Consider the following 14,217-nt stretch of genomic DNA (forward strand, 5'->3'; position numbering starts at 1 on the left):
AAATGTCTATATAAGGGGTAATCTGCTTTCGGCATTGCACAACACCCATTGCAATAAAAATTTCTTTGTTGTATTTTTCTATAGAATGAACATAAGCATTCAGGTGCTGACTCCCTTTGCTCTAAACTGTTTGACATGGCCGACATTTTCATTAGCTATTCAAGCGAGGATAAGTCTATCGTAGAAAAGCTGGCTGCCCGGCTCGAGAAGAAGGGATGGAGTGTTTGGTGGGATAGACACATTCCGATCGGGTGTACTTATGATGATGTTATTGAGTCAGCACTGCAGGAGGCTTCCTGCGTAGTGGTGATCTGGACCAAACGTTCGGTTAGGTCTGAATGGGTGAAAAACGAAGCCTCGGCAGCAGTTCAAAGGGGTGTTCTGGTACCTATCGTACTCGAACAAGTAACCCTGCCGATTGCTTTTCGACGGATAGAATCGGCCATGTTATTAGGGTGGAATGGAGAAGATGAGCATCCGGAACTAGAACTTTTTTTCAAGGCGATTGCAAACATTTTACATCAACCGGCGGGTGGCCCTGGTAGAAGCGAGCCTAAGAACAACAGTTGGATACCTGATAAGTATAATGGTTTGCTTTACGCAATTTTTGCGATCGCTGCTTTACTTGTTTGCCTGCTCGTTTACCGCTACCTGAATACATTCATCAACAACGAACCGGAACAATTTAGCCGGTCACTTGCTTACCTTTTGTTAGGATGCCTTGGTATTTCGGCTGGGGCAGTTGTGATTGGCGCGGTCAAGAGCTATAGTGCTATCACTTCAAAAACCGGCGCCGCTAATCTAAAAAACCTGGTGGCAATTGCTGTGCTGCTACCAATTGTAGCAGGAGCACTCATATTACCCTCAGATAAAGTCGACAACAATTTAACCGTTCGCGTATTTGATTTCAAGAAAAACCCGGTATCGCAAGGCGATGTAACAATTTACCTCCCCGAATACGTCAGGACGGGATCAATTGACAAAAAGGGACAGGCACTATTTACCGGTTTGCCTAACGAGTTTTTCAAAAAGACAATGAAAATTGAAGTAGCAAGCCCTGGTTATGCAACTAGCAGGTTTGATACGATATTGACCAGCTCGCGGCCACTGGAGGTGCTACTGCCACTCTCGACCGTTGTATACATCTCAGGTAAAGTAAAAACGGCGGCAGAGTTGCCTATCAAAGATGTTGAAGTAAACGTTGATGGCACCCGTTATTATGCGCTTTCCATTAATGACGGAAGCTACAAACTCAGATTGGAAGAATACACGCTCGGTGATGAAATCACTTTAACGACCTCGCACGAAAAGTATGAAGACAAGTCGATCGTGCTGAAGATTGATGCACCTGAGATGGAGAAAATCGACATCTTCCTAAACCCAGTAACCTTAAAAAATAAGCCATGAAGCGGTTGCCTATCATTGTCGCCTTCGTGTTCTTTGTTCACGCGGGCAAAAGCCAGCAAGTAATTATCAAAGGAAGGGTCAGGTGTTTGAACCAGGTTGAAAATGTGACTAAAGGAGCGGAGAATATTGTTGTAGTGCCAACCTTTGCCCCCTCTAAATCTTCTGTAACGGCATCCAGGCCATCGGGGTATTTTGAGCTTAATACAGGTATACCCATTTCAACTTTACAGGATAAGCTTGTAAACCTTTATGTCGTGTCCAGGTGCAGCCATTGTAAAGAAATCGTCAGGCGTGTTTTTATTTCGGAGGACCAGGATCGCCTGAACAGAAGCGATCAAAAAAAATATGTCACCGTAAGGGACTGGAAGCTGAATGCCAATTGTAAACAGGCCGAGCTTAATCCTAGAAGTGCCGATAGTCTACTTCAGCTCATCGTAAACCGACCACAAGAAAAGTTGGGGGACATTTCCGGAGCTTCTGCTGTTGCAGGTGCGCCGGCATTCCTGAACTTTCTTACCAACCTTACCACCGTAGCTGGTATCCTTAATAACCAAGGCGACTTTATACTTGACTCGCTTGGACCAGGGAAAATAAGTTATGGAAACTTTTTATGGTCCTCTCCGCTTAATCTTTCCGCTAACACCGGCTTCAATTTTTCACCTACCCGGGACATGAGTGAGGCTGTTTTCTGGAACCCGTCAGCAATTGTAAACAGTAAGAAGCTCCACAGCATCAGCCTGCTCAGCAACCTGAAAAACAATGCAAAACTGGCCGGCTTTGTCCGGCTCACCGAAAAACTTTCGCTCGGCTTAGGTGGCATTTATACCAGGCAGGATGAACGAAGGTTTGCACTGTTCCGGAAACCAACCATTTTTTCTGTTGAGCTCAAGTCGGATTCCACCATAATGAAATTGCAGGAGTATGCCGCGGTTATTAGCCCTTCGCTACTAGTTTCTAATAAGCTCAGCATTGGTGCGTCGTTTAAATCAATCTGGCAAAAGTTCAATACCCCGGACTTTTTAGACGTGTCGCGGGAGGGCGTTGGCACCTTTAAAGACAGCTCCATCAAAGAACAGCACTTTGATGTAGACCTTTCATTGAGTTACAAAATCTCCGGAGCCTTCCAGGTTGGGCTCAACTTTATGAACCTGGCAGGAACGGAACTACATGCTGATGCCTTTGTACCAAGACGCAGGAACGTTTCGCTTCAGAACCTCAGGTCACTTGGGATTGGCCTGGTATACAAATACAAACGTTGGAACTTTGGCGCGGACATATTACTGACCGAAGACGGCCTTTATGACGCTGCAATAGGAGTGAATTTTGTTCCTTTTAACAATGGCCTTATCTCCGCAGGTTTTGCCGTGAAGCAGATGAGCTACTCGGCATCGTTCAGGCTGAAAAACTTTCGAATTGCTTACATCGATGATAATAGGATGATGGTAAATGAAAAAAGACAGGGGAAGTCAGCTATACTAAACGGAAGAATTTACGGGGGCTTTATATTCGACTTCGACTAGTGCCCTTGCACGTTGAAGAAGCTTCTTCATATCGACCATTTTTTGAGATTGCAAGCGGCCGTAGACGCCGGAGAAATAACCTCAATTTAGCGAATCCAACTTTTGGCATACTGCTGATAAGCTGTTCACCTTTACTACGGTCAGTATGCAATTACCCTTAAGTTGTCGTGTTCGCGCAAGTAAGTTTAAGAGGTCTTCAAGGTATAGGTAAAGTGTACCACTTGTTCCGGCGTTCCCCCCGTGGCGCGGTAGAAGTCCAATGCATAATCATCAGCCTGGTCGGCCTGAACGAACACCTCTTCAGCACCGATGCTGGTGCAATAGTCATTGATAAACTTAATTAAGGCATGGCCTATACCCCTACGCTGAAATTGGGTGCTCACAGCAAGATCGAAGATGTATACCAGCGGTGCAGTAGAATAATACTGATTTAGTGTGTAAGCAGTAAGCCCGCCAATCACTTCTCCATGATCCATTGCCACAAACACCAGAAAATCTTCCCTGCTTAGTAACTGTTGCAGGTATGCCTGAGGTGGCATCCTGAAATCCTTCATCTCAAAAACAACTTCAAACACGCCAATCAGCCTGGTAAACAGATCGATGTCGGTCGGTTGGAGTTTGCGATATTGAAAGGAGGAAGGCAAATGAAAAAGTCAAAAGTAAAAAGTAAAAAGTAAAAATTCAAAAGAGTTCGACTCACCTCATGTTATTGCACTTATTGGGCACCAGAGCAGGCCATTCAATTTCGTCAGCCAGTCAACCTATCAACAAGTCAACTTATCAACCGATCAACTTATCAACCGATCAACTTATCAACCGATCAACTTATCAACCGATCAACCAGTCAACTTATCAAAGCCGCACTCCGCTAATTCGTATTCCAGCAGCCTAACGCGCTTTTATATTCTGAGCCGCTTTGTTAACGATTTCGAAAATCCTGTTTTGCCTGGTCTCCGGTTTTTTGGCATTCAAGACCCACTCAAGCATCATGCGTTTTGCCGAGTCTGAAAACCCCATGAAGTGTTGGTAGGCAACCGGGTTTTGATCAAACGCCTGCCGGAGGTCTTCCGGGATCACCAGGTTGTCGATTTGTACAAGTGCCTGCCAGGTGCCGGTTGCTTTAGCCAGATCAATCATCTTCTGGCCCGCAGGGGTCATGAGACCCTCACTGATTAACCGTTCCACCCTTTCGCGATTTGGCTTACTCCAGTTGCTCCTGGGCTTGCGCCTGGCAAAATACAGGTACGAACTCTCACTGTCTCGTTTGTTACCCTTGCTATCAACCCATCCAAAACAAAGCGCCTCCTCAACTGCTTCGGCATAATACACACTGGGTGTGCCGCTCGCTTTATGGTAGATGATCAGCCATACCGAGTTTTCGGTGTCATGGTTTTTGACCAACCATTCCCGCCACTGTTTTCGTGTTGGCGCATGAACCGCCTGAATGTTTTTATACGTTTCCATGAGCGATGAAATTACTCAACCGTAGTGGTAAGCCCATTAATGTACAACTCAATGTTCGTATAACCTTTACCGTTTTTTTTAAACGCATCGTTTGCATTCACCTTTAAACCATGCCGCCTCTCCCAGGCATCAGGCATACCATCACTGTCGGTGTCTTTTGGTGCAGCTTCAGCCTTTATCTCAGCCTGGCCGCCTGCATCAACTTCGGTTTTGAATATCTTGCCTTCCTTACCCAGTGTTTTTACATAATTGATAATCCGCTGGTCGATCGCATCGCGTTGTAGCGAAGCCCCCGCGGTCCTGATCACCGTTTGAAAAGCAGCTGCTGCTGGTTCCGGATGCAGGCTTACAGAAGGGTTATTTTGTTTGCTGGCGACAAGGGTTGCTTTTTCGCGCACAAAATCTGAGTCGAGTACCAGGCGGCCGTTAAGCGTGCCATTTTTATCGAGGTCAACATAGTTGCCACTGTGGTAGACATGATCGGTAGCCGAGAACATCGAGAGGAAATTATCAGTAGAGTTAGGCCCTGCAATAAAGTAGTTGTTCACGATATCCTGGAAGTGGTCGGCGGCGGAATGACCACCCACAAATCCACTGCTTCCCCAATTGTACACAACGTTGTTGATGTATTCAATGCCGGCCTTTGCTTTAGGGTTCCGGCTTTGGTTATCGACCCATAGGCTATGGTGAATGGTTACGTTTGTAGGCCCTTCGAACAAAGCGCCAAAACGTTGCGGATCGAGTGGCTCGCCAATCAGGCAATATTGCATGGTTACGTTGGTACTGTTCTTAATATGCAGATTATCCCATCGTCCCCATTCGATGGTAACATGGTCAAATATGATGTCTTTTAAGTTGTCGGCAACCACTGTGCAACCACCCCTTGGCATATCGATGCTACCGCGAAAACGCATAAAACGGATGATGCTGCTATCCTTGAAAGAAACACCATCGCCATACACAACAACCCCCTGGCCAGGCGCAGTTTGACCGGCTATTGTAATACGGCTGGCTGCCGATATCTTGTTTTTGATTTTGATCACACCCGCAACGTCAAAAACGATAATACGATCGGGTGCACTTACTGCATCCCTGAAACTTCCTGCACCAGAGTCGGCCAGGTTGGTTACATGATACACCGAACCATTACGACCACCGATTGCAAACCTGCCAAATCCTTCGGCTCCGGGAAAAGCCAGTTGTTGAGCCGTTAAAGCATTCATAAAAGATGAAAAGAGAACAAAACAAACTGGGATCAGCATTAAAGCCTGCCGGGTAAATCGTTTCATTAATTATAGCATAGGTAAAAAAGAATAGACATCAGGTGGCAGCTTGCAACATGCACAAATAAACACAATAGAGTATTTGATGCGCCTGGCTTGCATTAGTTAAAAGGCAGGTACCAATTGTCTTTGTTCATCAGCTTTGCACGCACCGCTTCCGCAGCCAGGTTATTTTCCAGTTTGAGCTTGTCATAAACTTTATTGGCCAAAAATGACGGATCGTTCCTCCGCAGTGCGATACGCACAAGGTCGTACCACCGGCGGCCTTCGTAGGCGAGTTCAAGACCTGCCTCATTGATGATCCCGTCTTCGATAGCCGTTGTGCTATCACCGGTGATCGTTTGCGAATACAGGTTTGCACGCCCGCGAATACCGGAGTTTGAGCTCCAGTCGCCCACGATCCTTGGAACGTCGGACCGCCGTGCATCGAAGTTGTACGGAAAGCCTTCATTCGTGATCCGTCCCGGAATGGTGGTCAAGCCCTGGTTTACGAGGGTATAGGCGAGGTAGCTATGGTTGTTCCGGTTGGCGGCCTCGGCAAAACCCAGGTGTAATGAAGCGGCACGGTATAAAAACCACTTACCGCTTTTTTCCAGTGGATTGATCGGGGTAAAGTTTGAGCCGTTTAAATAATTATACAGGTACTTCATAATAACCGGCTCACCATTTATGGTACGATAGCTGAAAACCCGTCCACGGGCATCATAAGGAAAATCATTTTTCTGAACCTGGCTGTTCCAGTTATTTATCGCCGATTGTGAGGGCTTCACAAGGTATGCACCACCTTTATTGGAAAACAGGTTTACAAAAGGATTCTGAGGTTTGAAGTTGATATCATAGGGCAGGTACCATACCCATTCGTAATTAAACAAACGATCCTGGCCACGTGCAAAAATAGAACGCCATCCCTGGTTGTTGTTATCGACAAGCATGTTCTCGTCCTCTTCCCGGTAACGAACATAACCAACGGCAATGTCGTTGTTGTCGGCTTTGCTGGCGCCGGTAATCCGGTAATTGAACAACTCCCCTGCACCAGTCTCCATTACTTCCTTAAAAGCAGCAGCAGCCTTGAGGTAACTGCCTTTCCAAAGGTAAAGCTCAGCCATAACTACCTTCTTTGGAACGAAGAATCTGTCCGTTCCGTAACCATCAACGGTGGTAACCAGGCTTGCTGTTGGAGCATATGGTTGTTGATAGGGCAAAGACTCCATCCTGGCAACTAACGAGTCAATCAGTTGGTTGAATTCGATCTTTGGAAAAGTGCGCACCTGGTTGATGTCGAATGTTCGGGAAAGCGGTTGGGTGATATAAGGCACCTTACCAAACTGAACACCTAATTGCAGGTATATCCAGGTTCGTAAGGCAGCTACATCAGAATATCGCATGGTGTAATCCTGTGTCTTCAACTTTTTGTCGCGAAGCATAAGGTCGAAGTTGTGCAGGATATCGTTACAATTCAGAATAACCTGGTAGTATGGCCGGACATCTGCATACGGGTTATCCGCTTGTACGTTGTGTTCATTAAGCTGGCGCAGGTATTGGTCGGCGTTCATGGTCGTTGTTGCCAGGTCAGCCCTCAGTTCATTAAGCACCACGGTACGCTCGGCAAGCCCCAGGAACTGTCCATACAATCCCGTAACAGCCGCGTCCGCATCAAAAACATCACGGTACATCTGCTGTTCCTGCAACACATCCCTGGGCTCTGTATCCAGCAGTTTTTTGCACGAACTGGCCGAAGTAACAATCAGTACAAGGATCAATGAATATTTCAACAACCGCATAACAATAGATTAATGTAATGAATTATAAGCCCACTCGCATACCCAGCTGAACCGTTCTGTATTGTGGTTCGAGCATGATATCTGTTCCCTGGCCAAATACGCCGACACCTGCGCTAAACTCGGGATCGTAACCAAGGTAGCGTGTGAAAGTTACCAGGTTATTACCGGTAGCATATACCGACGCCGACTTGATGATACCAGGTTTAAAGGGAATAGTGTACGACACCGACAAAGAACGTAAACGCAGGTAAGAACCATCCTCGATCCAACGATCGCTGAAGCGACTGTTACCAACAGGATCACCCCAACTTGCTTTAGGAATTGGGGTCACCTGCCCATCAGACCTCCACCGGTTAATTACTGCTTGGGTCTGGTTGGCATAACCACGCATCGACTCGAGCTGGCGACGCGCATAGTTGTATACGTCGTTACCCTGGCTGAAGGTAAAAAGTGCGTCGAGGCTCCAGTCGTTCAGAACAAGCCGGGTATTAAAACTTCCAAAAAAGTCGGGGTTCGGATCGCCAATTACCTGGCGGTCATTTTCGTTGATAATGTTGTTTGAAGCATCCGTATTCACAAAGTGCATGTCGCCACCTTTGAATGGTGTAGTGCTGCCGTTGTACCCAGGTGTAACCAGCCCTGCCGCTAACGCCGCAGCATCAGATGTAAACACTCCCTGTGATTTAAAACCATAGAAAAGGTTAGGCGCACCATTCACGCCCGTGATATAGTCACTCCCGGCGAATGAAGTAACAATTGCGCCAGCCGGCAATTTGGTGATCACAGATTTATAATGAGCGATGTTGAAACCAACGTCCCATTTGAGTTTTCTCTTATTGATAATGCGGCCGTTTACGCTGGCATCCCAGCCGGTAGTTTGCATTGCACCCGAGTTGCTGATGTTGTACCTAAGCCCGCTTGCAGATGGCGCAGGTTCATAAACAATCATTTTATTGGTAGTATTCTGGTAACCGTCGATGCTAAAGCTTAACCGTTCATTTAACACGGCAACATCAACTCCTGCATTCAGCCGGGTGACTGCTTCATATTGCAATTGTGGGTTGCCGGGATTACCCTGTACCAGCCCGGATATGCCCAACAAGTTTTGCGAAACATAAAATTTACGGGCAGTGAAATTGCCGATGTCATCATTTCCACTTAAACCGGCAGAAAGCCTGAGTTTCAGGAGGTCTATGGAATGGCTTCCTGCCATAAAGTTCTCCGATGATATCAACCAAGCTGCAGACAACGAAGGAAACAATCCTACCGACTTCCCGCCCAGTTGTATTGCATTTGCCGATTTAATTTCATCGCCAAAGCGCGAAGAGCCGTCTGCCGAAGCGTTGAGTGAAAGAAAATACTTTCCTGCAAAGTTATAGTCAACATTAAGGTAGGTGTTCAACCATGCCCATTCACCCAGGCTACCCCCGATCTGGCGTAATGCGTTTACGCCAAAACCTACCCCGGTAAATTGATCCGTGGCAGCGTTGAAGCCAAGGCCAAAATCCTGCTCGGAGTTGCTGTGGTTGTAGCGCGCGCCAAGCCGGGCGGTTAACTCGTGAAGACCTCCGAACTTCCTGCTGTATGAAAGCCTGGTATCGTTGAAGAAGCCAAATGTGCGCAGTACCTGCGCACCCGAACGGTTGCGGGCAATAGCGCTGGCAAGGGTATCGCTTACGATCCCGGTTTCGGGAACAAAAAACGACTCCCTCGTTTTACTCACGTTAACAGAAATCGTAGTCGCGAGCGCCAGGTTATTATTAAACTGGTAATTAAAACCAACCATACCGGTAAAGCGATAACTCTTGTTGTTTGCTTTCAATCCATCGATGATGGCAGCCGGGTTGCTGAGGCCAAAAGAGTCCCTGCCGGCGAGTGCGGGTGAGGAAATACCTTCATCCGACAATTCATTTGTAGGTAACAATGGCGATTTTACCAAAGCCGTATAAATAGGGTTGGTGGAATTGTTGATACCAAAGTTCTTAAGTGTTTGGTCGTAATACAGGAAACTTAAGTTAGCCGATGCTGTTAGCTTTCGGCTCAGGTTGAGATCGGCATTAAACCGGGTATTGTAGCGGTTTAAACCCGTGCTTTGGATGTTGCCCTGGTTTTTCAGGAACCCGATCGAAAGCGCGTATTTTGCAATGTTATCACCCCCTGTAATTTTCAGGTAAGCATTTTGGGTAAAGCTGTTTCTAAACACTTTTTTTTGCCAGTCCAGGTTGTTGTGGTAGCGATAATAATCAGGGTTCGAGGGATTGTCGTTCATGTATGGTAATGCCTTTACCTCGTTATACGAAAGCCCTTTTGACTGCAACATTTCTGAAAGAAATACACGGTAGTCCGATGCATTTAAAACAGGAATATTCTGTGGTGCCAGGTTGTAGTCGCCATACAGGGCAAGATCGATTTTCGTTGCTTCCTGTTTTGCACGTGCTGTTGTGATCAGGATAACGCCGTTTGCACCTTTTGCACCATAGATGGAAGCACCATCTTTAATTACCGAAATATTGTCAACATCTTTGAGGTCGATAAAGGATAGTGGATTGTTATAGTAGCCACTGATCAGCGAATTGCCGATATTGTCCTTCTCAAAGTAAACACCATCTACAATAATCAGCGGCTGGTTTGTTGCGTATAGTGAATTAAATCCACGCAGGAACATATCTGCACCCATGTTGGCTGTTCCAGATCTACGGATGCTATTGAACCCCGCTACTTTGCCCTGTAACAACGCATCTGCCGTTTCCGGCATACTCCAGTTACCACGGTTTTGAACAGCAACAATGGAAGCCGCAGCATGACTTTGTGGAATAACATCAAAAGGTGTGGTGACATCATCATAAACGGAGGTGAAGTCGCTTTCGTAAAGCTGCACCGTTAAACTTGTTTTCCCCCGGAGTGCAAGCTCCCTGGGCTGGTATCCGTCCGCTTCAATACGCAGGGCCACCTTTGTGTCGGGAACACCAATGGTAAACCGGCCGCTACTATCCGATATTGCAGCATACCTGTCGCCATAAGTAATACGGGCACTTTCAATGGGTTTGCCGCTTACTACTTCACGCACTAAGCCATTGATGGTGGTTACCTTTTCAGTTGAGTTGGCTACGGCCGTTGAAGGAACCCTGTTAACCTGGGCATGGGCAAAATTGCCGGCGACCAGGGTTGTAAATACCAGACCTATACGTACTACAACCAACACGAAGGTGCCGGGTTGAGATAAGAAAGACGTTTTTGTTTGATGAAATCGCATTGGGTTCATGTTCGTTTTGCAGCCAGGAAAGCGCTGATTGTTCCTGTAGGGTAAGCGGAAATACTGTTTAGAAAACCGGAACAAACTTTAGGTAATCCAGTGTAAGATTCGCGGGAATGCCGGTGCCGGTGCTTGCCGGAGCCTGTAGGCGTAAACGCCGGGTTGCCGGGTTAAAAGTAAAGTCACTTCCATCGGGTAAACGCAACGGCCGTTGCAATTGGAAATTATAATCGGGGTTGGTATATTCGCCCAGGTACACCTCGGAATAATCGTATGGTTTTACGGGCACCTGAACAGAAAAGGCAGGTGTAAAGGGAACGTTGTTTGCCCCTATCCTTAATATCTGTTGAAGGGTTGAGTCTGTACCATATGGATCATCTCCCTGGCCTGATATCGTTCTGTCGTTTAATGCTACCCAGTAAACACGGTATTTAAGCGTATACAGGTCGTTTGTAAAATAGTCGACATAATAATTTAAGCCGCTTGAACCCAGGTTGAGATAGATGTCTTTGAAGGGCGTTCCGCTGGTAGGGTTATTACGTTCCCGATAAAAGATTTTAGTGATGTAACGGTCAAGATAAGAGCTGAGTGAATCGGGGCGCTCGCCCTGCAGGTAATAAACCGGGATCTTTTCTTCTTTTGCTGTCAGCGCCTCATTCATGATATAAACGATCCCGTTACTGAGTCGCCTGGTTTCAACGATCCCGTTTTTGTTCATGTTTACCCTTACGCCAAACTTCGACAGCAACGCTGCGGGAAGATTTTCGGGCTTGTATAAACCTTTAATGGCAAAATCTTTTACAACGGCCCACGAAGCGTTGGCGTTTGTAATAGCCGGATCAGCGCTTTGGAAATATGGCCTCAGCTTTATGCCCTCAGCCGTAAATGCGGTATTGGTCAAGAGCACATAAGTATAAAGGCTGTCTTCATTTGCAACTTCATAAATTTTTGTCCGGTAAGTATTGATTTGAACAATTCCTGTATTGGGCTTGTAAACCGGCTGTCCGGTTAAAGGGTTTATACTGTCGAGTACGGCGACAGCAGGATCCTGCGCCTGGTAGTTTAAGGTTGAGATGTACGCATTTTGGGCGTATTGTTCTTTTGTTGCACCTATAAACTCCCACACACTTTGCAAGGGCGAAATGGCTTTATCGATGATGTGTAAAACCCCGTTGCGTACATAGGTGTCGGAGGTTATTACATTAGCGTCTTCCAGCTTTTTGCCGGCGAAAAACAACCGCTTTCCATTCAACATCGGAACCCTCATGGAGTCGTTACCCATGCGGGAAAAGTAGAGCTGGCCGGAAATGTGGTTGAGCAGGAATGCTTTTAGCCTGGCCGTATCGTTAACCACATCAGCAGGGAGCGCATTCAAAGCAGTATTCGAAGGTGCCCATACCGTGTAGTTTTTTGAAGAAGCGATCTCTTTATCAAGTCCCGTTTTTGCGAGGTACTCAGCAAATTTTGTAAGCTCCGGAACCCGGCCAATGTACTCCGATAGGTTATCATTGAGCGACAGCTCTGTCACTGCCGTATGGTCGTTCCATTTGTTACACGACAGGGTGGCAATTACAAAAAGGCCAAAGAAAAGAAACCCAAGTTTTGAAAACCGCATGCTGCTATACTTTGTAAGAATATTTTCCACCATTCGTGGGAATGCAGAAAAGCTTAAGAGAAAAATTATTTTGTCACCCCTGGCATTTCGCCGCGTTTAGCTTCAACTGTACAAGTGAGTGACACAACCGGGGCTGATTAGTGTTCTACCGCCGGTCACCAGAAAATCACCATATTGATTGTAAAACTAATATTCGATTGAGCCGTCAGGGTTAAACCGCGGCCGGGTTTGGTTAACGTCGACCGGAATGAAATGTACCATGTCGAAGTTGCAATCAGAATTGCTTCCCGACACGAGGTCGAACCTGAGTTTATGCCGGCCGGTTGCTTTTACATCAACAATGCCGAGCATCCGGCCAACTGTTGAACCAGACTTGCGTGCGGCGCCAGCCCACCACTTCCAACCAAGTGCTTCCAGTGTGGCTTCCTGCAGTGGATCAACAGAGGCGATCTTCTGGTGAAAAGCCACCAGCGCACTGGTTAACGGTACAGAGTCGAAAGAAGCCTGCACCGCACTTACCGTGCTGTTTTGGGTATAATAGCAAAACCAAACTTTGTATTTGCCTTTTACCAGCAAAGGGGTAGTAAATTCGATCCAGCTGTTTGATGCGCACGTGCCAAGGTTATCGGTATTGCTCGAACTTCTGCCGATACCCATTTGCCAGTAATCGCCAAGGTAGCCCTGTACACCATTACGGTATTTAAGGCAGCTCTTTTCCCACTTGATGTCTTTAAATGCATTGCCATCGTTATAATCGAAGAGGTAAGTTTTTTTACGATAGATATTGCTGAGCCTTGTAAGTTCAGGTATTTCGGCACAAAGGTCCCAATATACCGGAAAGGGGTTCCGAACCTTTATGGATAAGTGGCCAAGTGCGCGATGCAGCACCCCGTTTGTTGCGGAAACGTCGCTGTTTGCCTGGTCGAGAACAATTCCTTTTTCGTAAACGGTGCCGTTGATGGTATTGTACTGGTCGTCGTTGATGAGCACCTGCTTATTCACCAGCTTATTGGTGATCACCTCGAGTGGCGCCTTTGTTTCGTGAGAACCGGCGACAACGATGTCAGCCAGGTACTTAACGTTGTTGAGGATATGATAGGCCACATACAGGTACAAACTGTCGTTTGGATTCCTGGGGTTGCCGGTATTATTGTATCTGGCCTTTAGATCGGCATAACTGTTAATTGCAGTATCCTTAAGTGCCTGGTTGGTTTCTGCAATAAGTGTTAACCAACGCATGCTTCCGTCGGCATTTTTTGTTGCATTTAGCGAGTCGTAAAATCCGGTTTCTTTTAGTGCCTGCAGAAAGATTGAGTAGTCCGGACTCTTTTCTACCAGCTGGGCAATGGTGCTCACCGATGGCGTAAGAACCCTGTCGACAACGTGAATGATACCGTTACCCAAAACAATGTTTGAGTTAACCACCCTGCCCTGCCGGTTAATCATAAAAAAGGAAGCACCCTCTTTGTTTACGGCAGTGGTCACCAGGTATTGGCCATACATGGTCACCGACGGCAGTTTGCCATCATTAAATTCATTGGTTCTGACCATTTCGTCGAGCAGGTGAAACTTAACAATGTCCTGTGCTTCTGCGGGCGATAGTTGGTCGAGCGATTTACCAATTGCTTTGAGGTGTGCATCAACCCCTTCGTTTGTTGGGGCAAATAGCGTGTAGGTGCCATATATGCTCAGTGCCTCATTAAAACCAGCTTTACCAACAAGGGAGATGAATGCACTAAAACGTTTGCTGCTATCCTTTTGCAGGTACTCCAGTATGTTCTCGTCCTCAGTTGTTGCCTCACGAATAGCCGTTTTCTTACAATTGCTGAAGATCAGCACTGTAAAACAGGTTATGGCCAGCGGGATAAATAAGTACTTTTTCATATGGGCACGT

General features: G+C 46.6%; 9 protein-coding genes. 2 read left to right on the top strand and 7 right to left on the bottom strand.

All coding sequences use genetic code 11. The features are described from left to right. The first annotated feature begins 135 nt into the window (after window positions 1-135). Together EXU57_RS15685 and EXU57_RS15690 are read left to right on the top strand one after the other, a co-directional pair. The gene (locus EXU57_RS15685; protein ID WP_133269174.1) at window positions 136-1,407 is read left to right on the top strand and encodes a toll/interleukin-1 receptor domain-containing protein; all 1,272 of its coding nucleotides are present in this window, start codon (window positions 136-138) and stop codon (window positions 1,405-1,407) included. Then, complete coding sequence (locus EXU57_RS15690) at window positions 1,404-2,927, top strand: hypothetical protein (RefSeq protein ID WP_133269175.1); 1,524 nt, start codon at window positions 1,404-1,406, stop codon at window positions 2,925-2,927. Before EXU57_RS15685 ends, EXU57_RS15690 begins: the two co-directional genes overlap by 4 nt. Before the next feature lie 185 nt (window positions 2,928-3,112). On the opposite strand, the gene EXU57_RS15695 is transcribed toward EXU57_RS15690, so the two are convergent. The 7 genes from EXU57_RS15695 to EXU57_RS15725 all read right to left on the bottom strand — a co-directional run bounded on the left by EXU57_RS15695 (window position 3,113) and on the right by EXU57_RS15725 (window position 14,207). After that, window positions 3,113-3,571 carry a GNAT family N-acetyltransferase gene (locus EXU57_RS15695; protein WP_207955495.1) on the bottom strand — a complete coding sequence of 153 codons (459 nt, stop codon included), beginning with the start codon at window positions 3,569-3,571 and terminating at the stop codon, window positions 3,113-3,115. 244 nt (window positions 3,572-3,815) lie between these two features. Further along, the gene (locus EXU57_RS15700; protein ID WP_133269176.1) at window positions 3,816-4,391 is read right to left on the bottom strand and encodes a YdeI/OmpD-associated family protein; all 576 of its coding nucleotides are present in this window, start codon (window positions 4,389-4,391) and stop codon (window positions 3,816-3,818) included. Between the two features lie 11 nt (window positions 4,392-4,402). Further along, on the bottom strand, window positions 4,403-5,680 hold the full coding sequence (locus EXU57_RS15705) for a polysaccharide lyase family 1 protein (protein WP_243745617.1): 1,278 nt from the start codon (window positions 5,678-5,680) through the stop codon (window positions 4,403-4,405). Window positions 5,681-5,775: 95 nt separating this feature from the next. Further along, a complete protein-coding gene (locus EXU57_RS15710) occupies window positions 5,776-7,455 on the bottom strand; it encodes a RagB/SusD family nutrient uptake outer membrane protein (protein WP_133269177.1) in 1,680 nt (559 codons plus the stop codon). Window positions 7,456-7,477: 22 nt separating this feature from the next. Then, window positions 7,478-10,708 carry a SusC/RagA family TonB-linked outer membrane protein gene (locus tag EXU57_RS15715; RefSeq protein WP_165958169.1) on the bottom strand — a complete coding sequence of 1,077 codons (3,231 nt, stop codon included), beginning with the start codon at window positions 10,706-10,708 and terminating at the stop codon, window positions 7,478-7,480. 67 nt (window positions 10,709-10,775) lie between these two features. Beyond that, window positions 10,776-12,323 carry a fasciclin domain-containing protein gene (locus EXU57_RS15720; RefSeq protein ID WP_165958170.1) on the bottom strand — a complete coding sequence of 516 codons (1,548 nt, stop codon included), beginning with the start codon at window positions 12,321-12,323 and terminating at the stop codon, window positions 10,776-10,778. 186 nt (window positions 12,324-12,509) lie between these two features. Next, window positions 12,510-14,207, bottom strand: a complete 1,698-nt coding sequence (locus EXU57_RS15725; protein WP_133269180.1) for a fasciclin domain-containing protein — start codon at window positions 14,205-14,207, stop codon at window positions 12,510-12,512. Window positions 14,208-14,217: the final 10 nt, after the last annotated feature.

The organism is Segetibacter sp. 3557_3 (assembly GCF_004354985.1).
In the GTDB taxonomy this organism is placed as follows: domain Bacteria; phylum Bacteroidota; class Bacteroidia; order Chitinophagales; family Chitinophagaceae; genus Segetibacter.

Bases quoted from the DNA above. Each gene is read 5' to 3' on its own strand.
- EXU57_RS15685 (WP_133269174.1), top strand. From the start codon at position 136: ATGGCCGACATTTTCATTAGCTATTCAAGCGAGGATAAGTCTATCGTA.
- EXU57_RS15690 (WP_133269175.1), top strand. From the start codon at position 1,404: ATGAAGCGGTTGCCTATCATTGTCGCCTTCGTGTTCTTTGTTCACGCG.
- EXU57_RS15700 (WP_133269176.1), bottom strand. From the start codon at position 4,391: ATGGAAACGTATAAAAACATTCAGGCGGTTCATGCGCCAACACGAAAA.
- EXU57_RS15705 (WP_243745617.1), bottom strand. From the start codon at position 5,680: ATGAAACGATTTACCCGGCAGGCTTTAATGCTGATCCCAGTTTGTTTT.
- EXU57_RS15710 (WP_133269177.1), bottom strand. From the start codon at position 7,455: ATGCGGTTGTTGAAATATTCATTGATCCTTGTACTGATTGTTACTTCG.
- EXU57_RS15715 (WP_165958169.1), bottom strand. From the start codon at position 10,708: ATGCGATTTCATCAAACAAAAACGTCTTTCTTATCTCAACCCGGCACC.
- EXU57_RS15720 (WP_165958170.1), bottom strand. From the start codon at position 12,323: ATGCGGTTTTCAAAACTTGGGTTTCTTTTCTTTGGCCTTTTTGTAATT.
- EXU57_RS15725 (WP_133269180.1), bottom strand. From the start codon at position 14,207: ATGAAAAAGTACTTATTTATCCCGCTGGCCATAACCTGTTTTACAGTG.